At 51.3% G+C, this 23,924-nt stretch carries 24 protein-coding genes and 2 tRNA genes; 12 read left to right on the top strand and 14 right to left on the bottom strand.

The window, feature by feature from the left end:
• The first annotated feature begins 74 nt into the window (after positions 1-74).
• Together TREBR_RS03980 and TREBR_RS03975 are read left to right on the top strand one after the other, a co-directional pair.
• Positions 75-1,421, top strand: a complete 1,347-nt coding sequence (locus TREBR_RS03980) for a glycine--tRNA ligase (protein WP_013757937.1) — start codon at positions 75-77, stop codon at positions 1,419-1,421.
• Between the two features lie 20 nt (positions 1,422-1,441).
• A complete protein-coding gene (locus TREBR_RS03975) occupies positions 1,442-2,203 on the top strand; it encodes an aldo/keto reductase (protein ID WP_013757936.1) in 762 nt (253 codons plus the stop codon).
• 61 nt (positions 2,204-2,264) lie between these two features.
• On the opposite strand, the gene TREBR_RS03970 is transcribed toward TREBR_RS03975, so the two are convergent.
• Positions 2,265-3,563 carry an HD-GYP domain-containing protein gene (locus TREBR_RS03970; protein WP_013757935.1) on the bottom strand — a complete coding sequence of 433 codons (1,299 nt, stop codon included), beginning with the start codon at positions 3,561-3,563 and terminating at the stop codon, positions 2,265-2,267.
• 373 nt (positions 3,564-3,936) lie between these two features.
• Here TREBR_RS03970 and TREBR_RS03965 point away from each other — a divergent pair, with 373 nt between their 5' ends.
• The 5 genes from TREBR_RS03965 (at position 3,937) to TREBR_RS03945 (ending at position 6,980) form a co-directional block, all read left to right on the top strand.
• Positions 3,937-4,284 carry a hypothetical protein gene (locus TREBR_RS03965; protein ID WP_013757934.1) on the top strand — a complete coding sequence of 116 codons (348 nt, stop codon included), beginning with the start codon at positions 3,937-3,939 and terminating at the stop codon, positions 4,282-4,284.
• 20 nt (positions 4,285-4,304) lie between these two features.
• Complete coding sequence (locus tag TREBR_RS03960; protein WP_013757933.1) at positions 4,305-4,748, top strand: ATP-binding protein; 444 nt, start codon at positions 4,305-4,307, stop codon at positions 4,746-4,748.
• A complete protein-coding gene (locus TREBR_RS03955) occupies positions 4,745-6,136 on the top strand; it encodes a [Fe-Fe] hydrogenase large subunit C-terminal domain-containing protein (protein WP_013757932.1) in 1,392 nt (463 codons plus the stop codon). Before TREBR_RS03960 ends, TREBR_RS03955 begins: the two co-directional genes overlap by 4 nt.
• Positions 6,133-6,792, top strand: a complete 660-nt coding sequence (locus tag TREBR_RS13510; RefSeq protein WP_013757931.1) for a 5-formyltetrahydrofolate cyclo-ligase — start codon at positions 6,133-6,135, stop codon at positions 6,790-6,792. The genes TREBR_RS03955 and TREBR_RS13510 overlap by 4 nt, the downstream gene beginning before the upstream one ends.
• A gap of 115 nt (positions 6,793-6,907) precedes the next feature.
• A tRNA-Asn gene (locus TREBR_RS03945) sits at positions 6,908-6,980 on the top strand.
• A 108-nt stretch (positions 6,981-7,088) separates the two neighbouring features.
• Here the strand turns inward: TREBR_RS03945 and TREBR_RS03940 are convergent.
• The 7 genes from TREBR_RS03940 to TREBR_RS03910 all read right to left on the bottom strand — a co-directional run bounded on the left by TREBR_RS03940 (position 7,089) and on the right by TREBR_RS03910 (position 12,702).
• Positions 7,089-7,319 (bottom strand): hypothetical protein, encoded by a 231-nt coding sequence (locus tag TREBR_RS03940; protein WP_013757930.1) that lies wholly within the window; start codon positions 7,317-7,319, stop codon positions 7,089-7,091.
• A gap of 85 nt (positions 7,320-7,404) precedes the next feature.
• Positions 7,405-8,481, bottom strand: a complete 1,077-nt coding sequence (locus TREBR_RS03935) for an endonuclease/exonuclease/phosphatase family protein (protein WP_013757929.1) — start codon at positions 8,479-8,481, stop codon at positions 7,405-7,407.
• Positions 8,482-8,619: 138 nt separating this feature from the next.
• Entirely contained in the window at positions 8,620-8,913 is a 294-nt protein-coding gene (locus tag TREBR_RS03930; protein WP_052296149.1) for a hypothetical protein, read from the bottom strand.
• A 31-nt stretch (positions 8,914-8,944) separates the two neighbouring features.
• A complete protein-coding gene (ychF, locus tag TREBR_RS03925; protein ID WP_013757928.1) occupies positions 8,945-10,054 on the bottom strand; it encodes a redox-regulated ATPase YchF in 1,110 nt (369 codons plus the stop codon).
• An 89-nt stretch (positions 10,055-10,143) separates the two neighbouring features.
• Positions 10,144-10,992 (bottom strand): GGDEF domain-containing protein, encoded by an 849-nt coding sequence (locus tag TREBR_RS13505; protein WP_013757927.1) that lies wholly within the window; start codon positions 10,990-10,992, stop codon positions 10,144-10,146.
• Positions 10,993-11,240: 248 nt separating this feature from the next.
• Positions 11,241-11,924: a hypothetical protein gene (locus TREBR_RS03915; RefSeq protein WP_013757926.1), complete on the bottom strand. Its 684-nt coding sequence runs from the start codon at positions 11,922-11,924 to the stop codon at positions 11,241-11,243.
• A gap of 70 nt (positions 11,925-11,994) precedes the next feature.
• A complete protein-coding gene (locus tag TREBR_RS03910) occupies positions 11,995-12,702 on the bottom strand; it encodes a tRNA 2-thiocytidine biosynthesis TtcA family protein (protein WP_013757925.1) in 708 nt (235 codons plus the stop codon).
• A 5-nt stretch (positions 12,703-12,707) separates the two neighbouring features.
• Here TREBR_RS03910 and TREBR_RS03905 point away from each other — a divergent pair, with 5 nt between their 5' ends.
• Both TREBR_RS03905 and efp read left to right on the top strand, forming a co-directional pair.
• Positions 12,708-13,820 carry an EF-P lysine aminoacylase GenX gene (locus TREBR_RS03905; RefSeq protein WP_425358330.1) on the top strand — a complete coding sequence of 371 codons (1,113 nt, stop codon included), beginning with the start codon at positions 12,708-12,710 and terminating at the stop codon, positions 13,818-13,820.
• A 72-nt stretch (positions 13,821-13,892) separates the two neighbouring features.
• Positions 13,893-14,456, top strand: a complete 564-nt coding sequence (efp, locus tag TREBR_RS03900; RefSeq protein WP_013757923.1) for an elongation factor P — start codon at positions 13,893-13,895, stop codon at positions 14,454-14,456.
• Positions 14,457-14,645: 189 nt separating this feature from the next.
• On the opposite strand, the gene TREBR_RS03895 is transcribed toward efp, so the two are convergent.
• Positions 14,646-14,719 (bottom strand) — tRNA-Val (locus tag TREBR_RS03895).
• A gap of 106 nt (positions 14,720-14,825) precedes the next feature.
• Here TREBR_RS03895 and TREBR_RS03890 point away from each other — a divergent pair.
• Positions 14,826-15,527: a winged helix-turn-helix domain-containing protein gene (locus tag TREBR_RS03890; protein ID WP_013757922.1), complete on the top strand. Its 702-nt coding sequence runs from the start codon at positions 14,826-14,828 to the stop codon at positions 15,525-15,527.
• A 1-nt stretch (position 15,528) separates the two neighbouring features.
• On the opposite strand, the gene TREBR_RS03885 is transcribed toward TREBR_RS03890, so the two are convergent.
• Genes TREBR_RS03885 through TREBR_RS03870 form a run of 4 tightly spaced genes read right to left on the bottom strand, consistent with a single transcriptional unit; the run spans position 15,529 to position 20,405 of the window.
• Positions 15,529-15,963 (bottom strand): response regulator, encoded by a 435-nt coding sequence (locus TREBR_RS03885; RefSeq protein ID WP_013757921.1) that lies wholly within the window; start codon positions 15,961-15,963, stop codon positions 15,529-15,531.
• Positions 15,964-15,980: 17 nt separating this feature from the next.
• On the bottom strand, positions 15,981-16,445 hold the full coding sequence (locus TREBR_RS03880; RefSeq protein WP_013757920.1) for a chemotaxis protein CheX: 465 nt from the start codon (positions 16,443-16,445) through the stop codon (positions 15,981-15,983).
• A 21-nt stretch (positions 16,446-16,466) separates the two neighbouring features.
• Complete coding sequence (locus TREBR_RS03875; RefSeq protein WP_013757919.1) at positions 16,467-17,897, bottom strand: CheR family methyltransferase; 1,431 nt, start codon at positions 17,895-17,897, stop codon at positions 16,467-16,469.
• Positions 17,898-17,906: 9 nt separating this feature from the next.
• A complete protein-coding gene (locus TREBR_RS03870) occupies positions 17,907-20,405 on the bottom strand; it encodes a chemotaxis protein CheA (RefSeq protein ID WP_013757918.1) in 2,499 nt (832 codons plus the stop codon).
• Positions 20,406-20,583: 178 nt separating this feature from the next.
• Here TREBR_RS03870 and TREBR_RS03865 point away from each other — a divergent pair, with 178 nt between their 5' ends.
• On the top strand, positions 20,584-21,786 hold the full coding sequence (locus tag TREBR_RS03865) for a hypothetical protein (protein WP_013757917.1): 1,203 nt from the start codon (positions 20,584-20,586) through the stop codon (positions 21,784-21,786).
• Positions 21,783-22,553 (top strand): hypothetical protein, encoded by a 771-nt coding sequence (locus TREBR_RS03860; RefSeq protein WP_013757916.1) that lies wholly within the window; start codon positions 21,783-21,785, stop codon positions 22,551-22,553. Before TREBR_RS03865 ends, TREBR_RS03860 begins: the two co-directional genes overlap by 4 nt.
• Positions 22,554-22,652: 99 nt before the next feature.
• Here TREBR_RS03860 and TREBR_RS03855 read toward each other — a convergent pair whose 3' ends face one another.
• A complete protein-coding gene (locus TREBR_RS03855) occupies positions 22,653-23,885 on the bottom strand; it encodes an LL-diaminopimelate aminotransferase (RefSeq protein WP_013757915.1) in 1,233 nt (410 codons plus the stop codon).
• Positions 23,886-23,924 lie beyond the last annotated feature (39 nt).

Genomic DNA, 23,924 nt, shown 5'->3' with positions numbered 1-23,924 from the left:
CATCGGCGGGCTACTGTACATTTCCGTTGTATCTATGATATCATATAAAAAGTATCATTTTAATGAGGCGCAAAATGGATTCACGTGAAATAACTATGGAAAAAATCGTCAGCCTGTGCAAACGGCGCGGTTTCGTATTTCAGTCTTCAGAAATTTACGGCGGACAGGCCGGAGCGTGGGATTACGGTCCGGTCGGTATCGAATTGAAAAAGAACATACAGAACGCTTGGTGGAAAGAAATGACCCAGCTGCACGACAATATCGTCGGTCTCGACGCGGCGATTCTCATGCATCCGCGCGTCTGGGAAGCTTCCGGTCACGTCGCAAACTTTTCCGACCCGCTGGTCGACTGCAAGCAGTGCAAAATGCGCTTCCGTGCGGATACGATGGATCAAGCCGCGCTTGCCGCAAAAAAATGCCCGAACTGCGGCGGTGAATTGACAGAACCGCGAGCGTTCAATCTCATGTTCAAAACGCACATAGGCCCCGCCGAAGACAGCGCGAGCGTCGTGTATCTCCGCCCCGAAACGGCTCAGGGCATTTACGTCAATTATAAGAACATCATCCAGTCGAACCGTATGAAAGTGCCGTTCGGCATCGCGCAAGTCGGAAAAGCGTTCCGCAACGAAATCGTTACCAAAAACTTCATTTTCCGCACGTGCGAATTTGAACAGATGGAAATGCAGTTTTTCGTAAAACCGGGCGAAGACGACAAATGGTTTGAATACTGGCGCGAACAGCGTTGGAGCTTTTATAAAAAATACGGTATCCACATGGAAAAACTCCGCTGGTATCATCACGAAAAACTGGCGCACTATGCGAAAGACGCGTACGATATCGAATACGAATTTCCGATGGGTTTTCAGGAACTGGAAGGCGTGCACAACCGCACGAATTTCGATTTGACCCGTCATACCGAATTTTCCGGAAAAGACATGCAGTACATCGACCAGGACAACGGCAATGAAAAATACATTCCGTACATCATCGAAACGTCGGCCGGTCTGACACGCAATCTGCTGATGTTCCTGTGCGATGCGTACGAAGAACAAAACGTAGCCGCCGCGGGCGCACCGGAAGATTACCGCACGGTGCTGCATTTTCACCCGAAAATAGCGCCGGTTACCGTCGCCATTCTGCCGCTGATGAAAAAAGACGGTCTCGCCGAATTGGCGCAGGAAATCAGAGCCGAATTGCAGGAAGAATTCGTAACCGACTACGATCAGTCCGGTACGATCGGTAAACGGTACCGCCGTCAGGACGAAATCGGCACGCCGTTCTGCATTACCGTCGACCACGACACGAAAGAAGACGGAACCGTCACGATCCGTTTCCGTGATTCAATGGAACAGATCCGTGTTCCGCGCAGCGAATTGGTTTCCCGTCTTCATCAGGAAATCAAAAATTACAAGCGCGGATAAACGGGCAGCCGTATACGACTATGGAATACGTAGCACTGGGAAAATCAAATCTGCTGGTAAGCAGAACGGCGTTCGGCGCCCAGAATCTGCAGAAACTTGAAAATCCCGATGACGCGGAAGCGCTCGTTACGCAAGCGTACGAAGGCGGCGTCAATTTTTTTGACACCGCCCGTTCCAGTCCGGAAAGCGAACGGCGGCTCGGTGCGGCCGTTTACGCGATTCGCAAAAACATACTGCTTGCAACCAAAACGACCGCGCTTTCGGCTGCGCAAATCCGAGCGGAATTGGAAGAAAGTCTCGACACACTGCAGACGGATTACGTCGATTTGTATCAGTTGGAAATGCCGCCGTTCGTTCCCGAACGGGGCGCTTCCGACGGCATTTACGAAACGCTCGAAGATTTGAAAAAATCGGGAAAAATCCGGCATATCGGGTTCGTAACAGATTCGCTGCCGCTCGCCCGGTGCGCGCTCGCGAACGGTTTATACGAAACGCTGCAATATCCGTTCAACATGCTTTGCCCGGACGAGACGCGCGCGCTGGTGCGTGAAAGCGAAGCGCACGACGTCGGCTTCATTGCCATGCAGCCGTTGTGCGGCGGCGTTATCCGCAACATACCGCTCGCATACGGTTTTCTGCGCCGCTTTGAAAACGCGGTGCCCGTGTGGGGCGTACAGCATCAGGAAGAACTGCAACAAATACTCTATTTTGAAACGCATCCGCCCGTTATAGACGATAAATTCTTAACCGACGAAGAAGCGCTTCGTTCGTTTTTTTCCTGATACGATAGCCGCCCGTTTCCGCTGCAAGATAAAACGATCGAGCCGCCCGCCCGGTCGTTTTTCATTTTACGCCCACGGTTTTCAAAATATCAGCTACTTCCTGTTTATTCAGAACGCGCATAACGCGCAGCGTCGAGTCGTTCGTTTCCACCGTTTTCGGATCACCGGCGGTGTCTTTTTCGCCGACGATCTGCACGATCGGGTTTTTGGGATTTTCAGGATTCACGTCGACGACCTGCCCTATTTTTCCGTTCGATAAATACACGTACGCACCGATGGGAAACAGGGATAAACTGTACAGCAGCGCTTTTATGACCAATTCGTCGTACTGTTTTCCCTTATTTTTGAGCATTTCAACCATGGCGTCGTACGAACTGGAGGCTTCCTTATAATGCCGGGGAGCGGTAATCGCTTCAAAAGAACAGGCAACCGAAATGATTTTCGCATACATTGAAATTTTGTCGCCGCTGATATGCCGCGGGTAACCGGTGCCGTTTTCTTTCTCATGATGCTCCAGCACGCCCAGACAGATGCTGAGCGGCGCGTCGTAGCTTTTCAGAATGGTGTACGAAATAATGGGATGCGTATTGATTTGATTTTTTTCCGCCGGAGAAAGCATCCTGTCCGTCATATACAACTGCGGCGGCAGCCGGATCATGCCGATTTCGTGCAGAATACAAGCCACGCCCAACTCGACCAGTTTACTCAGCGGAATGCGCAACTGCAGCCCGATCGTAATGGCAAGCACCGTAGAGCGCATCGAATGGCTGATCAGGAAATTCTTGCTGCGGGCTTCCATCTCCGGTTCTACGCGCAGCACGTAGCGGCGGTTTTCTTTTATGAATACGCAAAAATCTTTTACGGTGGAATGCAATTCTTCAAGATTCAGTTCTTTGTGCGTAGCGTAGTGCGTGTACACTTTGCCGATATAATTGAGGTATTCGTTGTATACGGTCTGCACCATGGACATGCGGCTTTGCTCATTGTCAACGGAAGCCGAATCCTGAAACTGCTGGCCGGCGTCTTCCATAATGCGTTTCACCGAATCTCCGAGTTTTTTCTGCCCGACGGCAATTTTCAACTCTTCCGGATCAACGGATTCCATCTGTGAATTAAACTTCAATATATCGGCAGCAGACATCGGTTCGGAAGCGGAAGCCGGAGCGGAGACGGATTTGGCGATTCCCGTACCGATCGTCCCATCCGAATACACTTGCCTGAAATCCCAGTCAAGCAAAGCCTTTATCAAATCGTTCGTCACGGGAATGGTACTATTTAAAAGCAGGAACATTTTATCCAAAACGACTTCATCGGTAAAATACGTATTCTCTTTTAAATCTGCAACATCGTATGAATTCATAGATGAAAACTCCTGTAACGGCGCTGGTAATATCTTTTAAAATATCGGCATACGGGCGGATTTCAATAACAGTTTTATCTTTAAAAAAAAGAAGCTGTCTGAAAAGGCGTAACCACAGACCGGAGCATGAACGCGATTCGCACGCAGCGCGTGCACCGTATCATATTCCGGACAGTCTTTTCGACAGCCCCTTACGAAACCGTAAAACAATACAGAACCGACGGCGTCTGGATGTCGAATACCGCCGTCGGTTTTATATGTCTTACAGTATAAATATCGGATACCCGTTTGAAAACTTTAGATTTTTTCTTGCCCGCGTATGGAATTCATGGTATCATCAAAAGCAGTATGCTGAATGAAAAAGGAGGCTGCTATGACCATACGGCAGGCCGCAGATTATATACAAGCCCGAATTGTAAGCGGGACATCGCTGAGCGACACGGAAATCGTTTCCGCCTGCGGTTCCGACATGATGAGCGACGTTATGGCGTTTTTTCACGGACAGGGAATGCTTTTGACCGGACTGATCAACGTACAGGTTGTGCGCACGGCCAATCTCATGGACATAAAAGCGGTATGCTTCGTCCGGGGGAAAAAACCGAACGAAGAAATGATAAAACTGGCGGGTGAAATGGACATCGTATTGATGCAGACGGATTTGCCGATGTTTACCGCCTGCGGCATACTCTACCGGGAAGGGCTTTCGGGAACCCAGGAATAAAATTCCGGGCCGAACTGCATATGATATTCCATTACGTTGTATCAGGAACAGATTTTTCTCAGGCAGGAACGGCTTCGGCAGAAATCAAAAAGAAGCTGCAGCAGCTGGGACTTCCCGCCCCGGTCGTCAAGCGGACTGCGGTCGCAATGTACGAAGCGGAAATCAATATGGTCATTCATGCAGGCGGCGGAGAAGCATTTATAGAAATTACGGACACGCAGATCATAATCACAATGAAAGATCACGGCCCCGGCATTGCCGATATAGAACAAGCCATGCAGGAAGGGTTTTCAACGGCGCCTGAACTGGTACAGGGACTCGGCTTCGGCGCGGGAATGGGACTTCCGAATATGAAGCGGAATTCCGATTTTCTGTCCGTTGAAAGCAGTCCGGACAAGGGAACGACGGTAACCATGAAAATCAATATTGCCGAACATCAGGCAGACGGAGACACCGCCGTATGAAAACACATTCGTCGGCATTCCATTCAGTCGGATTATATTCGCATATGTGCAAAGGCTGCACTATCTGCGTTACCGGTTGTCCGGCAGAAGCTATCCGCGTCAGAAACGGCAAAGCGGTTATCATGGAAGAGCGCTGCATAGACTGCGGAGAATGTATCCGCCATTGTCCGAATAAGGCGAAATACGCCGCGTCGCTCGATATAGCCGAATTGCAGAAGGGGCGGCGGCGGGCGGCGCTGCTGACTCCGTCGTTTTACGGACAATTTCCGGTTAAATATACGGCGGACATGATCAGAGACGCCGTGCGGAACATCGGGTTTACCGACGTGTTCGACGTTGCCGACGACACGGAAACCGTAACGCGCGCGACGGCGGAATTTCTTGCACGGACGGAAAATCCGCCGCATCCCGTCATCTCCTCATCGTGTCCCGCCGTTATCAAGCTGATTCAGATCAGATTTCCGAGTCTGATAGAAAATTTGCTGCCGGTGCTGCCGCCGGTGGAAGTAACCGCGCGCCGGGCAAGAAAAACGCTGCCGCCGGGCAGCAAAATCTATCTGATTTCCCCCTGCCCCGCAAAAATGACTGCGGCGCGCGTGCCGCTCGGATACGACGGTTCGCAAATAGACGGCTCGTTTTCCGTCGGCACGTTATACATCGCAATCCTTTCCGCGCTGAAAAAAAACGCGGCGGAACCGGATTCACACCCCGAAACCGATCCGGACGCCGGCCGACGACGGCACGAAACTATCCGGAATACCACCGTGTGGAGCAAAGAAAGCGGCGAATCGGAATGTCTTTCCGATATGCGGCGGACAGCCTGGATTTCAGCCGGCGGAATTCCCCAGGCCATTTCCGCATTGGAAGCCATTGAAGCCGGATTATTCAGCGTGTACGAGTTTGCGGAAATCGCCGCCTGCAACGGCGGCTGTCTCGGCGGACCGCTCAACATAACGTGCGTACCTGAAGCGCAGGCTATTATCAGAAACCGTCTGCAGCAAACCGCGCACGCTGAGGCACACGGCCGGCACTCCGGGCAACAGCAGCAAACCGGACAAACACCGCCGGAACCGGTTTCCGACCAAAAACCGGCGACAATTCTACAACCCGGACAACAGGAAAAAATCACGTTCAGCCGGGACATACCGCCGCGGCCCGGACGTATTCTGGATGCGGATTTTTCAAAAGCGCGCGCCATGCTCGAAAAAATGGAACGGATAATCGACGAACTGCCCGGTCTTGACTGCGGTTCATGCGGCGCACCGAATTGCCGCGCACTGGCTGAAGACATCGTACGCGGCAACGCAGCAAAAGAAGACTGCGTTACCATTATGAAAGCGCAATACGAAACGCTGCTGTTCGGACAGAAAAACGGTGGCGGCAAATGAAAACTGAATCGGGAAAAAACGAGAAAACAATCGCAGCCGAGAAAACGAAGCTCCGTACGGAAATGCGGGCACAGTTGAACGTATATCGGCAAAACCGCGCCGCGCGGGAACGGGAAAGTGCAGCGGCCGCAGATCTTTTTGTGCATTCCGCTCTCTATGCGGCGGCCCGGACGCTTTGTGTATACGCGGCAGCGGAAACTGAAATCGATACGGCGCTTCTGATGGAATCGGCGCGGCGCGACGGAAAAACGGTCGCACTGCCGCGGACGATACCGGGAACAAACGACATGGATTTTTACATTCTGAAGCCGGACATACCTGCGGAAGCGCAACTGCAAAAAGGCGGTTACGGAATTTACGAGCCGCCCTGCTCGCTGCAGCGCATAGATCCCTCACTGTTTCCCGTTAAAACGGTTGTGATCGTTCCCGGACTTGCCTTTACCCGCAGCGGATCCAGATTGGGCCACGGCAAGGGATATTACGACCGCTATCTTGAAAAAATATACAGATGCAACGCTGCGGACCGGCAGCCGTCGGCATTGGTCGGCGCCTGTTTTACCATGCAAATACGGAACTTTATTCCCGTTACCGAACTCGACATACCGCTTACCCATCTGCTCACTCCCGCCGGTCTGACGGAATGTACGCCGTCATAAAAACGGCGGCCGTTTACTGATTCGTTTTACGTACGGTATCCGATATTTTTCATACGGCCTCTTGACTTTTTTTCGGAAAAACTATAATATCATCATACGTTCGGCAACGAATGTTGCTCCCTTAGCTCAGTTGGTAGAGCAACGGACTGTTAATCCGTTTGTCGCTGGTTCAAGCCCAGCAGGGGGCGTTAAAGACTGAATCTGCAAGATTCAGTCTTTTTTTATTTACCTGAAACTGCATAAAAAAAGCCGGACCGCATCCAGTGCGTCCGGCCGAAACGGAATCCGTAAACCTTTTATTTCCGGCTTTCCTGATCCCGAGCTGCTGCTTCTTCTTTTTTTGCTTCTTTTTTATCTTTCAAATCGGCAATTCCGATAAAAATCGCTATCAAACCGATAAACGCGGTTAAAACGGGAGCACAGCCTTTAAGGAACGTAATAATATCGGCACCCCATGCAAGCCCTCCGGGAATTGCAGCAAATACGGTAAAAGCAATTAAAACAATACCTACAATCATTGCAACCATGAAAAACCTCCGGTAATATAAAAGCAGTTTCGGAAAGCTGCTTTGCTATTCGTATACGTCATTATTGCATATTTCACCGCTACGGTCAATGCGACCCGTTTTGTTTCTGCCGGCCTGATATGCGGAAGGTCGCCGCTATGGGAAAATGATCGGAATACCCTTGTCCGTTCCATAATTCGTATCTAAAAGGAACGAGAACACCGGTATCAGAAAGCCGGCTCCACGGACCGTCCGATTCGGCTTTAAAATCAACGAAATCGATGGCACCGGCTATAAAAAAATGATCTATTTTTTCCCAATTATTCCGATAAAAATAACTTCCCGCCCCGGTATCTGCGGAAGAAAAAGAAAGCCAGCCGCTTTTAAGGGAAACACCGTCCATACACACCGCCCGGCCGTCTGCGCCGTCTTCGGTAAATTCTCCGATATCCCGATTAAAATCACCGCACAGCACGACCGGCAGGCGATTTTCATCCGCCGGCAGCACGGCGTACAGCAGTTCCGCCGCACGGATCGCCGCAAGACGTTCCTGCGCCGCTTGCCAGACAGCGGCGGCGTCGCTTCCGCCGGCTTTTGATTTCCAATGGCAGATCAGCAGCACACACACGGGAACGTCCGCCGTATTTGAAACGGTAATTTCCAAAAGCGGCCGAAGGGACGGCTGTACGCCGTGTATACGGGAATCGACTTGATGAACCGTACCGGATACAACCGGCAGACGGGACAAAACGCCGCAGCCGATCGCTCCGTCTCCGTCTGCGGCAAAACATACGTATCGGTACGTATTGTCCGACGCAAGAAAATTAACGATATCACGCAAAACCGATTCGTTTTCGATTTCCTGAAGCACGAGAATATCCGCATCCAGCCGTTTTATAGCGCCGCACAACCGCTCCAAGCGGGCGGTATACTTTGCAAGCGACCACGCCGTGTTCGGTCCGCGGAATTCCCCGTATTCGGTGCCGGCCGTCTGCGCGTCAAAAAAAGTCTGCACGTTCCAGCTGACGACGCGGATATCAGTCCCGGAGTTCCCGGTTTCTCCCGGCACCAGAGCGCCGCAGCCGTACAGGAGCAGCGAAACCGCCGTAAGTGAAAGCAACGCGCATATCACGACTCCGCAAAACCATACAACGGAACAGATGATTTTCGTTTCATTTTTCATACCGTAACACTCCCGGACGCAAGTCCGTATCAGTTATGGTACGCAATAAAACAAATCGTGCATAAAAAGAGGATTATTATTCAAAAATATCCGTATCGCATACTGGTGCTTTCAGTAGCTCCAATTTTGAAGCCGACACTATGATTTGCACCACACCTCTATTTTCAAGTGTTCCAACACTCGTTCGGCATGATGAACCAGCCTACACTGCGCACTTTTCGTCTGATACCGTTCGATATATTTCTGCGCCAATTTTTCAAAATTATAACCGGAGACATCCAAACCGAGATTTTTATAGTATCGAATAATAGGAAAACAGAATTTTTTTTCTATATTCATCTTTATTTTATCGAGATTCTGTTCTTCTAAAATACCGTTTATCGTTTCGATACAAAGATCGATATCATAAATAACGTTCCGTTCCAATCCCAAACGGCATGCGTAATCCGCGACATTGCGCTCCCTACACGTTGAATTTAAAGAACATCACGTCGCCGTCCTGTACGGTATACTCCTTGCCTTCGACACGGTATTTTCCCGCTTCACGGATTTTCGCTTCCGTACCGTATTCAACGAGGTCTTCGTATCGGTACACTTCGGCTTTGATAAAACCTTTTTCAAAATCGGTGTGAATGACTCCGGCGGCGTTCGGCGCCGTATCGCCGGCGTGAATGGTCCAGGCGCGGCACTCGTCGGCACCGGCGGTAAAAAACGTCCGCAATCCCATAAGATGATACGCTGCGCGAGCCAGCGTGGTAAGCCCGGATTCTTTCAGTCCGATTTCCGCAAGAAATTCGAGCTTTTCTTCCGGACTTTCCATATCTGCAAGTTCGGACTCGAACTTACCGCAGATGACGACCACATCGGATCCCTGAGTTTCCGCAATTTTTCTGACGGTGTCCACGTACGGGCTGCCGTTTTTGATACCGTCTTCATCCACGTTACAGACGTACATGAGCGGCTTCATCGTAATAAGATGGCAATCGTACACGGCAAGCTTTTCATCGTCGGACAGTTCGGCTTTGCGCGCACCTTCGCCGTTTTCAAGCAGCGGTTTTATCTTATTCAGCGCACCGAGCACGACCGCAGCCTTTTTCTGTTCATCTTTTCCCATAACGCGCGCCGAACGGTTTGCTTTTTCGATCCGTTTATCGACCGTATCCAAATCCGCAAATGCAAGTTCCATATTGATCGTTTCAATATCGTCGGCCGGATCGATTTTATTGTTCACGTGAATGATGTCGGGGTTGTCGAAGCAGCGTACGACGTGCGCGATAACGCCGACTTCACGGATATGAGCCAAAAACTGATTGCCCAGCCCTTCGCCTTTTGAAGCGCCTTTTACCAATCCCGCTATATCGACGAATTCGACCGTTGCGGGAACTTTGCGTTTGGTTTCAAACGTTTTCGCCAAAAAATCGAGCCGGGCATCGGGCAGATCGACGATTCCGACGTTCGGATTTATCGTGCAGAACGGATAATTCGCCGCTTCCGCGGGAGCAGAAGTTAACGCTGAAAAAATGGTGGATTTACCGACGTTCGGCAATCCGACGATACCGCAATTTATAGCCATACAGAATCCTTATATACGTTAAATATGGATTCAGTATAGCCTGAAATCGGGGTTTGTGCAATGCGGAACCGGGAGACCGCTTCCGCAGCTTATAGAGTATCAGCGACAGCCGACACAGTCTGATTTTTACCGTTGAACTTCGCCTGATACAGCGCGCGGTCAACTCTCCGCAGTAAATCGGCCGAATTATCCGCATAATCGGGATACGTAACCGTTCCCGCAGAAAACGTGATTCCGTACGTTTCGTGAATGGCCGCGCTTTCCAGCTGATGTCTGATCCGTTCCGCCAATACGTACGCCCCGGAAGTGTCGGTTTCCGGCAGAATAACCAAAAATTCTTCCCCGCCGTACCGGCAAAAAACGTCCTCTTCCCGTATGGCGCTTCTGGCGGCATCCGAAAATTCCTGTAGAACGATATCGCCTACTTCGTGTCCGTACGTATCGTTCAGCCGTTTAAAATCATCGATATCGAGAATGATAAGCGAAAACTGCTTTCCGTAACGGGTACTCCGATTCAGTTCCTTTTTCAAGGCGACATCCATATACCGCCGGTTAAAAGCACCGGTTAAACCGTCCAGCATCGCCAGTTCCTCCGTTTTGCGGAGTACGTGAACTTCGATAAGTACCGGAGAATCGAACACATGTTCCGCCGAAGTAAAATAATCGACGATAGCCAGATAGGCGCTTACGTGCTGCCCCAGCTTCCGTTCGAGCTGCTGCGCCACCAGCAGGATTCGCTCCCAGTGGCGGATTGCTTCGTCTTCGGTAAAATCAAGATGTACGAACTTTTCAAGCAGATGGGAAAAACTCATCAGTGAACCGGAATTTCCGCCCGGAACGGCATACCCAATTCTGCAAGCTGCCGCCGCAGATTCATAAACAGCCGTTTCGCTGATAAAATCAAGCACACGATCCATCAGTGAGTCGTCTTCATTCATCGTACAATTCCCCTGTCACTTTTTAATATATTTATCCAATTATATCACATATCTGTATTTTTACCAGCATTTTTTTTAATCATCTGCCCCATAACGCAAAAAAGACGCCGGCCGCGGAGCGATTGACCGGAATGAATAAAAAAAGCGGCCGCCGAAATATGCGCCGAAAGCCGGATAAAACCTGCTTTCGGAAGCCCTATTTCGCGCCGCCGCCTTTTAACGCTTCACCGGAAATCCGGCTCCGCGGATCAGAAGCCTTCGCTTTCCATTATCTTTTTCACGTTGTTGATCGCGGATTTCTGTTCATCCGTAACGCTGGAATCGGAAGCGACTTTGTCGATCATCGACATAACCTGCTGATCCAGGACGTCCTTTTCGATTGTATACAGAACGTACACGCGGTATTCGTCGGTAAACTTTTTCTTCACATCGGTATCGTACCGGCGGACGAGAACCCACCAGTCGTTGATTTTACGCGCACCGGAAAAATTCGCGTTTGCGGCGGCTTTTACCACGTTTTCAAAATACGTACCGTATTTTCCTTCGGGAGAACCGCTGGCGGCACCGGTAAACAGCGCGTCAACACGGCTCGAAACGGTCGTCGCAATTTCACGCGACACGTTGAAAGAAGAGGCCCACGTCTGAACCGCGTTCAGATTGGTACCGATCTGTTCACCCACGAAGCAGTAGGAACCGGTGTAATCGGGCAGTTTTTCAAGTCCAAGGATACCGGTGGTGATATACGTTTCAACCCATATCGGCAGCTGAGTAATCCCCAGAGCAGTTCCTTTATGTTCAACAACTTCCGTTTTCACCATACTGGTAAGTTCTTTGGGTTCCGGTTCTACCGCTTCGGGTTTTGAAGCACAGCCGGCAAAACTCAGAACGGCGGCAACGACTACGCTCAATGAAATCAATGTAAAACGATTCATTAGATACCTCCAAAATATATCTATTACTATAACACGCGTGAATCAAAAAATCCACACTTTACTCAGGTTTTCAGGGTAAATATTCACGCTTGATATTTCGCAGCGATTCAAAAAGCCGGCGTTTCTCAGCGTAAGATCCGCCGGTAAGCTGTGCAAGCCGGGCGCGCGCTGATTTTCTGCCGGAATTATCCTGATACGAGCAGGTGCACGTTGCCGAAATGTACCCGCGCTCCGCCGCGTGAGCGACGATCGTATCCACGTCGGAAAAACACAGCGGGCGTACGACGGTAACCGGATATTTTTCATACTGAAGCCGCGGCGGCATCGTGGAAAGTTCTCCTTTACCCAGAGCGTTCATCAGCAGCGTTTCAAGAATATCGTCCATATGGTGGCCGAGCGCGATTTTATTGTATCCGTGCGCGATCGCGTACGCGTTCAATTCGGTTCGGCGCTGCGTGGAACACCACCAGCAATTCATGCGGCGCCCCGGTTTCAGCCGCTCCAGTACGCCGACGTTCACCGTTTCAGGAAACACGTTCCATTGCGCGAACAGTTCGAGCAGCCGGCGGTCGAACGCGGGAGCTATTTCGGTCGACACGTGCAGCGCCGTAAAATCGAATCGGTCCCGCCCCTGCTTTTTGCGCGCTGCAAAATACTCGACCAACGCGGTGGAATCTTTTCCGCCGCTGGCGCCGATCAGAATCCGGTCGCCGTCTTCTATCATACGGTATTCAAACACCGCTTTATCGATAATCCTGAACAATTTGGGCTGGGGCATCGTGCATCCTCGACCGCTACTATAGCACAGAAACGCGATTTTCGCTATACTCGCGGCATATGGATTTAGAGATGCTGCAATTCCGCGCGCGGATCATGCAAAAAATCAGGACGTTTTTTATAGAGCGGGGATATCTGGAACTCGACACGCCGGCGCTGAGCCGAGATCTGATACCGGAAACGTGCCTTGAAGTGTTTCGCACCGATTACATCGAACCTTGGAGCGGCGGCACGCAGCCGCTGTATTTGGTGCCGTCGCCGGAAATTTATATGAAAAAAATCATTGCCCGACACGCCGTTTCCGTTTTTCAGCTTTCAAAATGTTACCGAAACGTCGAATCGACCGGCCGCATCCACAGTCCCGAATTCACGATGCTCGAATATTACACGATGAACGCCGATTACGCCGTATCCGCGGCTGTTACCGAAGACCTGTTCACCGCGCTGCTGCCCGCGCCGGAGCCGGCTGCCGCGGACGGAACCGTACGGGATCCGTATTCACCGCTCCGCCCGCCGTTCATCAGACTCACGATGGACGACGCGTTTAAAGCATACGCCGGCTTCCGTCTGTCCGACTGTCCGGAAGCGGCAGACCTTGCCGATCGGGCGGCAAAACTCGGCATCGCCGAACCCGCCGAACATCCGTTCCGCGAGTGGCCGTGGGACGACCTGTACGAACTGCTATTGGTCCAGTGCGTGGAACCGGCGCTTCCGCGGGAAAAACCGGTATTTTTAACGGATTACCCGGCCAAAGTGCCGTGTCTGGCAAAAGACGTAACCGACGCCGTGCACGGCTCGCCGTCGGAACAAGATTCCGGACGGACGCCGTTATGGAAAGAGCGCTGGGAACTGTATGCGCAGGGAATTGAACTGGCGAACTGCTATACCGAAGAAACCGATCCCGATAAAGTCAAAGCCTATTTTGAAACGGAAGGAAAACTGAAGCAAAACACGGCCCGCGTACCCCATGCAATCGATCCCGACTACTGGAAAATATTCCGGAAATTCCCCGCATGCAGCGGCAGTGCGCTCGGCGTGGACAGGCTTATCGCACTGCTTGCGGGATGTTCATCCATAGATTCCGTGCTCCCCTTTCCGCTGGAACAGGTACGGCACTAGGCATAAACGGCGGATTTCGGTATACTATTTGCAACGCTTACAGATTTTGTTTTATATAGTGAGGAAACGCACATGATTAGAGGTGGAGATATCGGTAAAGGTACGGTTTTGCTTATTAAAAACGCGCCGTATCTCGTTGTAGAACGCGAATTCGTCAATCCCGGAAAAGGAACAGCTTTTGCCCGCGTTAAAATGAAGAATCTCAAAGACGGTTCGGTCCTGACGCAGACCATAAAAACGCCCGATACGGTTGAAGACGCGGAAATCGACACGCGCACCTGCCAATACCAGTATAGCGACGGTGAAAATTACGTATTCATGGATTCGGCGACTTTTGAAACGGTCCACGTTCCCGAATCGCTGAATGAAAATCTGAAATACTACCTGAAAGAAGGCGAAGAATATCCGATCGTTATTTGGGAAGAAAATCCGATCGACGTAAAGATTCCGCAGAAAATGGTATTTTCAGTTGAACAAAGTGAAAACTACGTCCGCGGAGACACCGTTTCAGGCGCAACGAAACCGATCGTTACGGAAACCGGGCTGACGGTTCGCGTTCCCCTGTTCATCAAGCAGGATGAAAAAATATTGGTAAACACGGAAACGAACGAATACGTTGAACGCGTAAACGGCTAAGTTCCGGTTTCACAAAAAAGCGGCGAACGATCGGTTCCGCCGCTTTTTTTATTTACCCTGCACGGCGGCACACTGAAAACGGAAAACGCTCATTTTCCGGCCGCATACCGCCGATATTAAAAAAGTGCCGTCTTACACACCTTTGCATAAAAAAACTGTCCGAAAACCGGAGTTTCCGAACAGTTTCTCTGGGCGATACTGGAATCGAACCAGTGACCCCAAGCGTGTCATGCTTGTACTCTAACCATCTGAGCTAATCGCCCGAATAACGGCAGATACCGTTGTTTTTCTATATTATAATAAACCGTACATTTGGTCAATAGATAAACGGGCAAAAAAACGAATATCGTTCTTTTTTACGGAGCGTATATGAACACAGTATTTTTAGCGCCGCATTCGGAGCTCTGTTCGGCATACAGACAATCGCTTTCTGCGGCGGGTTTTGCCAATTGGGAAGTAAGCGAATTCAACGCACTGCACCAGTTATTCAAACAGGAAGAGATCAACGTCATATTCGCCGACTATCAAATGATAGACCACAAACATTTTAACGTCGTAACCCATATTACGGCACGGCGGCAGGATTTGGTACTGTTCTATTTCAATCAGGACACGCTGCCCGCCGGTTCCGTCTACGAAGCGTGGCAGGATCAGCTGTCGCAGTATTTTCAGTCGCACAACACGCCCGAAATGCAGCATTTTTTGCGGATTGCCGCCGGCGCGGAACAAAAACCGTTCGATTCCCCTGCACCGATCAGCTATCCGGCAATCGAAGCGAACTATACGAAGCGGAGGGAACCGTTCCCCGTTTATTTTCTGGACAAAGGATATCCGCACACCATTTGCAAATCCGCGGTAGTTGTATTGGAATTATTGTATAAAAACAGAAACGAAGTCGTTTCCCTGCGGCAAATGGAAACATATTTGTGGCAGGAACATTCGGAGGGACATATTAAAACGCTCTACACATATATTCATTCTCTGAGGGATTTACTGCACGATTCGCATAAATCCCCCAGAAAAGTCGTCAAAGTACGCAAAGGCTATTACAGTCTGCTCGTTGCGGAATAGACTATTTTATCGCGGCGCTGATCCGTTCAAGAACCTTTTTGCGGTCGAGCGGCTTGACGATATAATTCTTTGCACCGAGCATGAGCGATTTCTTGACCAGCTCTTCTTTTCCGAGTGCACTGACCATAATAACGCGTGCGTTTTTATCGAACGCCATAATCTGCTCGAGCGCCGTAATACCGTCCATACGGGGCATCGTTATATCCATCGTAACGATGTCGACGTTCGGATATAATTCCTTATACTTGTCGACGCCCTCTTTGCCGTCCGCCGCGGTCGCTACTACGTCATATCCTTCGCTTGAAAGGATCTGGCCCAACTGTTTTGCAACGAACATGGAATCGTCCACGACGAGAACCTTGATTTTAGTTCCGTCGACTCTGATCCCTTCCGGCGGGCGTTCGTTAATTGAAGGAAAATCCTGTTTTGTTTTCATAGTACAACTCCACTTCTTTACATCCGTTCCCGGATTGCAACGTTAACTTCAACCTTTCCCTGTTCGGTGATCATCGGAACAATCAGTGCTTCGACTTCGTGATCGGAAATCTCCATTTTTTCACCGGTAAAAAGCGCCGGCGGGGTCAGGTCAAATTTAAAACCGAGCTCGTGCAGTTTGGTAACTGCCTGAGCAGTGATAAGATTTGCAAGTTCGGTAATAGTCGCTTTTGCCAATTCGTCGAACGCGGGCAATTCTTCCATATTCATGCGGGAAGCGATTTTCAGCGCGGTATCAAACGTCATATCGAACAGCACGCGGCCTTCGACGTCGCCCGCGAGACCGACGAGCGCCGCGACGCCCATAACGGGCATCGACGTTGATTTAAGATATAATTCTCCGCGCTTTACTTCTCCGCCGAGAACTTCTTTGAGAATGCTGTACGCAGTTTCAACGAATGGATTGATATATTCGACTCTCATGCGTTTCTCCTTTCCTATTTACTATTGTTTGCCGTATATAACGACGGATCCAACCATCTTTTCAGACCATGCGGACATATTAGCCAGCGTTTCATTTTCGCCTAAAATAATGATACCGTTGCCTTTCAGTTTTTCATCAAAATCTTCAAACAACGTTTCCTGCGTCCCCGGCGCAAGGAAAGACACCACGTCGCGGCTGAAGATAATATCGACGGGCGGCATCGTGTTCGCGTGCATGCAGTCGTGATATTCAAACATGACCGTGTCTTTTATTTCCGCAGAGAATACGTATTCCCCCGACACCGATCGCACCACGTACGGCGCGTACCAATCTTCCGCAAATTTGGCGGGAACGGTCAGCAGCGGCGCGTTCGACACGCTCAGCAGATCAATGTCCTGCGCGTAGATTTTTACGCGGCTTTCGGGGTAGCGTTTGGCAAGCAGACAGGCAAGCGAATACGCTTCATATCCCTTTCCGCTCCCGGGATTCCAAACCACGATCTGTTTTGCGCCGTTCTCCGGCAGCGTTTTATACACTGCGTCCGCATATTGGCGCGACCAGAACGAAGCGGTATCCGTTGAATAAAACGGCGCCAGAAAGGCTTCCGCATCCTGAACGTTCGTCAGCTGCACGGCATCACCGCGTTCTTTTTGCCATTCGGCAAAGCGCCGTTTGACCCAGGCTTCGTTTATGTCGTTTACGTAAAACGATTTTAATTTCTGCAGACTGTCTTTTACGAACAGAAAATCGGCCTCGAAAGGATCCTTAACCGCTGCCGGGGCAACTGCCTGCGGCTGCGGCGAAGCGGCCCGGCTTTGCTTTGCCGGCGGAGCGGATACGGCCTTTGTTTCACCCGGCTCTGCGGCTGCAGGTTCCTCATGCGGGTGCACGACGGCAAATTTCGACTCTTCGGACTTCGTCTCATCCGTATGAGCCACCCCACGCACGCCGAAAATCCGGTCGATATCGAGCAGTACGTACAGACGGTCGTTGCTCTCCACGACGCCGTAAATATATTTGATATTTATATCGCCGAACAGCGGATGCGGCGGTTGGATAGTGCTTTGCTGAATACCCACGACTTTGTCGATTACGTCCACGACGACACCGAACGGCTGTTCGTCGACGGTAACGATCAACATGTTTTCAAGATCTTCTTTGGATCGCTCGGGCACTTCAATATTGAAGAAGAGCCGCAAATCAACGATCGGAATGATGTCGCCGCGCAGATTGTATACGCCGAGTACGAACGGCAGCGTGTTCGGTACGTACGTAAAATGTCCCGCTTTTGCGATTTCCTTTACTTTCATGATGTCGATCGCGTAATCTTTTCCCGCGAGCGAAAATGTTACCATTTTGAAATCGACGGCGGCGATCCGTTCTTTATTCGCGTCGGCGGTATTTTCCGCCGAACCGGCCGTCAGTTCCGTATTTTCCACAACAGCTTCCATATGCGCCCCTTATACCGTCGTCTCTTCCCGCTGTTCGCGGGCGGTGATTTCCTGCCGTACGCCCAGTTCCAGCAGCTGACTCACGTCGATGATCAGCGAAACCGAACCGTCTCCCAAAATGGAAGCTCCTGCAATACCGGGCGAATTGGTAAACTGATCGCGAAGCGGTTTTATAACGACGTCTTCTTCTCCGATCAGCGAATCGACCATGACACCTATTTTTTTATCCGCCGTTCCGACGATAACGACGAAACAGTACTCTTTTTCTTCTTTCTGTTTGATATTGAACAGCCGGTTGAGCCGGAGTACGCTGATAACTTCGTTGCGTACGTTCAGCACTTCGTAATTATCGATCGTGCTGATTTCACTCTGCTTGATGCGATGGCTTTCAATAACGGACGCAATCGGAATCGAATACACTTCCGGACCGACTCTGATAAGCAGTCCCTGTATGATTGCGAGCGTCAGCGGCAGCCTGATGCTGAACTTGGTGCCGGTGCCGTGTTCCGAAGTAACGACGACCGTTCCGTTCAGTTTTTCAATCTGCGTTTTTACGACGTCGAGTCCGACGCCGCGGCCGGAAACGTTCGTGATTTTTCCCGATGTGGAAAATCCCGGCTCGAAAATGAGCTGAAACGCTTCCTGATCGGTCAGCAATTTATTGGGATGGATCAGACCGCGCTCGATCGCTTTTTGACGGACGCGCGCGACGTCTATACCGCCGCCGTCGTCGATCACGTCTATGACAATCAGGTTTCCCTCGTTGCTCGCTTTCAGCAGCAGCGTGCCTTCTTCCGGTTTTCCGGCGGCGATGCGGGCTTCGGGTTTTTCAATACCGTGGTCGAGCGAATTGCGTACGCAGTGCATGATCGGATCGAGCAGATCTTCTATAACCGATTTATCGAGTTCCGTTTCTTCACCTTCAATCACGAGATTGATTTTCTTATCGAGATCGCGCGACAAATCGCGCACCACGCGCGGAAACCGGGAAAAAATCTGGCTGATGGGAACCATGCGGATCTTCATGACGCCTTCCTGCAGTTCACCGGCAATACGGCCCAGATTCTGCGTGGAAGAGCGAAATTTCGCCGCGATTCCCTTAAAATCCGCTTCAAACGGATCAAAGAACGAAATGATGCTTCCGAATTCTTCGTTAATGGCGGCTTTTATTTCCTTAACGGGCGCACCGTTTTGGATTTCTTCAAGATACCGGGGCAGCTGCTCAAACATCGCGTGAATTTTTTCTTTATACGCAGCGTCGACAGACTGAAACTGCACTTGAAGGTCGCCGACCTGCATGGCAATCTGATTGAACGAAGCTTTCGTTATAACGGTTTCACTGACCAGATTCAGCAGGTAATCGATGCGCTTGGCGTCTACGCGCAATACGCTGCCTGTGTTTGAATGCGCCGCCGCGGATTTCTTTGCGGCATCGTTTTTCACCGGCGCAACGGATTTCTTTTCCGCTTCAATGTCGGGCGGCGTTTCCGCCGCGGCGGACTGAGCCGCTGCCGGAGAAGCGGATACCGGCTGCACCGAAGATGCGGTACCACCGGCAGGTTTTTCGGATGCGGCAGGTTTTGCCTGCTGAACCGGTGCGGAGACAGCGGCGGGGGCGGCCGTATCGAGCAGCTGGGCGTCAGTACAATCCGTTACTTCGGAAATGAACGCAGCGTCTTCAAGGTCTTCACCGGAAGCGGCCGTCGCGATAAAATAGATAACCTGCGGATAAAATTCGTCTTCATAGAGCGCGTCGAAATCGGGAATCGTTTTAAGAATCATCCCTTTTTCTTTCAGCGCGGCGAATACTTGAATACCGCCGACCGAATTCATCGGATTCGCTTCATCGAACAGAACCGTAACGCCCCATAACTTCTGGCCGGCCGGACAAGCCTGTTTCAGCTCGAGCAAATCGTATTCGGAAACTCCCGCTGCCGGAGACGGCAGACTCGCACCGCCGGATACGGCGGAAGCGGACGGCGGCGGCACGGACGCCGGATTTTGAACGGCGGCTGCAGGGCGCGGAGCACCGGAAGAGGCCGGCACACCGGGAGACGCCGCCTGCACGGGAGCCGGTTTTACGGCGGCAGCACTTTTGCCCTTCGGCGCTTTTTCCGGTATGAAAGATTTAAGCGTCCGTTTGATCGGCTCGACATCCGCGTCGTATACGGACCCTTCCTGACGGGCTTCGAGCATGGCCTTGATAACGTCGATGGAAGAAAGCAGCGTGTCTACGACCGGCTCAGTTACCGTTACGCGGTCGGAACGTATTTCGTCCAGCAAATCTTCCACCGCGTGGGTAAAGCCGGAGAGTTCGTTCATTTCGACAGTCGCGGACCCGCCTTTCAGCGTGTGCGCCGCACGGAAGATTTCGTCGATCGCTTCGTGATTCGCAGGATCGTTTTCGATTACAAGAATATTACTTTCAAGATTTTCAACCTGCTGTTCGGCTTCGCTGAAAAAATCCTTGAGCAGCTCTTCATTATTTATATCAAGATAGTCACTCATATCATTACATTTTATACGTTAAAAAAGATAAGTCAAGTAGCGTTTTTTTTATATTTCTTTTTTTTTCATTTTTCGGAAGCAAACGTTTATTTTTTCCGTATATTGTGTTATTTTACTGTAGATATATCCGCATCGCGCCGATAATCATAAAGAACGTCTATACGCCGGGAGCTTCCGTATGAGCATGAAAAATATATTATATACCATATTTGCATTATTCACGATGCTTTTTTCCGCAGCGGCCGGGTTTGCCGCGCCGTTTTTTACCGGTTACGCGGGAGCGCTGGCTTCTCTCAAACCCGTAAAAGATTCGTCCAAACCGAATTTGACCGCGCAGGCGTTTTTTGCCGGACAAATCGACCTTTCCGGCGTTTTTCTGCTGAGAACCGAACTTTCCGTTCAGACTGACAACATTTCTGCCAACGGTATTTTTCACGATACGCCCGCTTCGTTCAGAATCGACGAAATATCGGCGACCGCCCGATTTACGAGTTCCGGCATGTCGCACTTCGTCGGACTGTTCGTGGGCGAATACGAATCGATCGGTTCCGATCTCTTTTTGCAGCGGCAGTTCGGTATCACGCCGATCGGGTCGCGTATAGCCGAAACGTGGCGCGGGTTGAGCGGCACGTCGATTTATCCGTTTTCCGATATCGGACTTTCGTACGTCATGCGTATGCATTCGCCGAAAGCTGCCGGAATATACGTGTATACGAACGATAAAGAAGATTTGATGAACATCAATATGGACGTGCGGTTCGGCGCGGTCTACCGATACGCGACGTTCGACGTCGCGGCGGGAATGAGTTTTCCGATAGAAAATAAAACGGATGCGGGTGAAAAAGTGTTTCTGCTCATCCGGACGATGGACCTTCACACCGGATTCAGTTTGCTGCTGGGCAACACGCGCACGACGTCGCTGTTCCTTCAGGGCGGCGTAAAAAAAATCCGCGTAAAACCCGCCGCGGACGAGCAAGTGTTAAAACTTGAAGATCTGTATTTTATCATAGAACCGCGGTTTGCCGCCGAAAACTTTCACTTGAATTTCACGCTGTTCAATTTTCCGCCGGAAAGCGTTACGGACGAACTGTTTTACGTGTCGAATCCGATCGGCTGCAATTTGGCGGTCTACGTAGACAACCTGCAGCTTGGAACGGCGCTGCTGACGAGCGGCGTACACGCCACGTTTTCCGCCGGCAATACGACGCTTTCAAACATCTCGCACGTATCGCCCGACGAACTTTCACTGCAGCTGGCGCCGTTCGTTTCGGCCCGGATTTTCGGCGGTACGTGCAATATCGCGGTCAAACTCGACGTGTTTAAACTCGCTTCCTGGTATGATTCGTTTAAATTTACCGCGGGGTATAAAGTGCTGTTATGAAAAAAGTCCGGCGCACCGTCAGTCTGCTTATTCTCGTAGTGCTGATTCCGGCAGGAGCGGCGGCGCTGGAGTTGTCGGGCACGGTGCACGTGGACACGTACGCAGGCACCGTCACGCCGGCGTTTTCGTTTGAAGTTTCCGAACGGATTCTGCCCTATTGCGAGCTGAGCGCGGACCTGCAGTATTTCACGGCGAACCGCTATCAGGCGCAGTGTCTGATCCGTTATTCGGGCAAGCGCGGTTTCGTGGGCGGCGGCATAGCGTATACGATCGACAACAACGTCTCCGACGTAATCGTGCCGGGAATCGGCGTAACGGGAAAATTGCTGCTGCCGTTCAAGCTCGGTTTGGAAGGAGCGGGCGTCTTTTCTTTGGTGCCGGCAAATCTGTACAAACAATACGGCTTTTATATGATGGGAAAACTGCTGTTTTCAACGGAACACGCGGATTCGTTTATTCAATATGCGGTCAATCGGAACGCAGCCGAAGAACACACCGTTCACACGGTGCTGTTTGAAGTGGAAGCGTTCACGCAGGGCGTTCCGTTCAAACTCCTGCTGGCGTTCGGAACCGATTTTCTTACCGAAACAACGGCGAATTCGGCAAAAATGTCGCTTGAACTCTACGGCAAAGGCGGCTTTTCCATTATTACCGAAAAAGCCGGCACGTATTTTCTGCGCGGACAAGTAACACCGCTTACCTATCGGGCGGTTTCGACGCCGTTTGAAATTGCAGCGGGCATCGAACTGACCTTAAACGAACGGTAACATCTGACGCGAACCGGGCGCGCGAAACGGCAGCACCGGATTTGAACGGGCGGCGCACCGAGGCACACTTAACGGGCCGCGCGCGCATCCGGTCGCACGCTACAGTTTCAGCTGAGCCAAACGGTCGCACGCTTCAACCACCGCGCTGCGGTGCCCGAACGAACTGAACCGGATAAAACTTTCACCCGCAGGACCGAAGCCCGCGCCCGGCGTCGTTACGACGCGGCAGCGGTCGAGAATCGCGTCGAACACTTCCCAGCTTTTTCTTCCGGGAAACCGCACCCACAGATACGGCGCGTTCCCCTGAGCGTACGTTTCCACCCCTTCGGCGGTAAAATTCGCACCGGAAAGCGCTTCACGGATAAGGCGGGCGTTCTCAAGATAATAATCGGTAAGCGTCCGCATTTCAGCCAGCCCTTCAGGATCGAGCGAAGCCAATCCGCCCGCCTGCGCGATGTTGGAAGCGCCGTTGAAAAACGTATTCGTCAGCCGGGTCCACAGCGTCTGCACGGGCGTTCCGTCGGCGAATCGCAATTCTTTCGGGATAACCGTCCAGCCGAGACGCACGCCGGTAAACCCGATCGGTTTGGAAAAAGAATTGATTTCAACAGCACATTCGCGCGCGCCGTCGATTTCAAAAATCGTTTTGGGAAGCGACGGATCGCGGATAAACGCAAAATACGCCGCGTCGAACAGGATTATGCAGCCGTTCGCACGTGCAAAATCGACGAGCCGGCGCAGTTCGGCTTTCGTTGCGACCGCACCCGTCGGATTGTTCGGCGAACAGAAATATATCAGACTGTCGGGTTTTACGACGGACAAATCGGGGAAAAAATTATTTTCGGGCAGACACGGCATGTACGTAACGTCCGCGTAGCCGGCGGCCGAAGCGGGCATTTTACCCGCGGCGCCGACCATAACCGAGCCGTCCACGTACACCGGGTACGCGGGATCCTGCACCGCGACGGAAACGGCGGCGCCGAACATTTGCTGCACGCGGCCGACGTCGCATTTGGCGCCGTCGGAAACGAATACTTCGTCCGCGCCGACGAGACCTCCGTACAGTACGGAAGCGATCTTCGCACGAAGCGGCGCTTCACCCGCGCTGTCGTCGCCGTAACCGGAATAGCCGGCGGCCGTTCCGAGCGCTTCGACGTACGATTTCATCGCGGCGGTAATGTAGGGTGTCAGCGGTTCGGTCGTATTGCCGATTCCCAAGCTGATCAGTTTTGCATCGGGATGAGCCGCAGCGTAAGAGCGGCGGCGCTTCGCTATTTCAGGGAACAAATAGCCGGCGGCAAGATTTTCAAACGCAGGGTTTTTCCGTATCATATCGTATCCTCATCTTTTGTTCGATTATATTCAGCTGCC

The organism is Treponema brennaborense DSM 12168 (genome assembly GCF_000212415.1).
Classification (GTDB): domain Bacteria; phylum Spirochaetota; class Spirochaetia; order Treponematales; family Treponemataceae; genus Treponema_F; species Treponema_F brennaborense.
The sequence above is the reverse complement of the archived record's forward strand: the minus strand, read 5'-3'. Positions and strand labels throughout refer to the sequence as shown.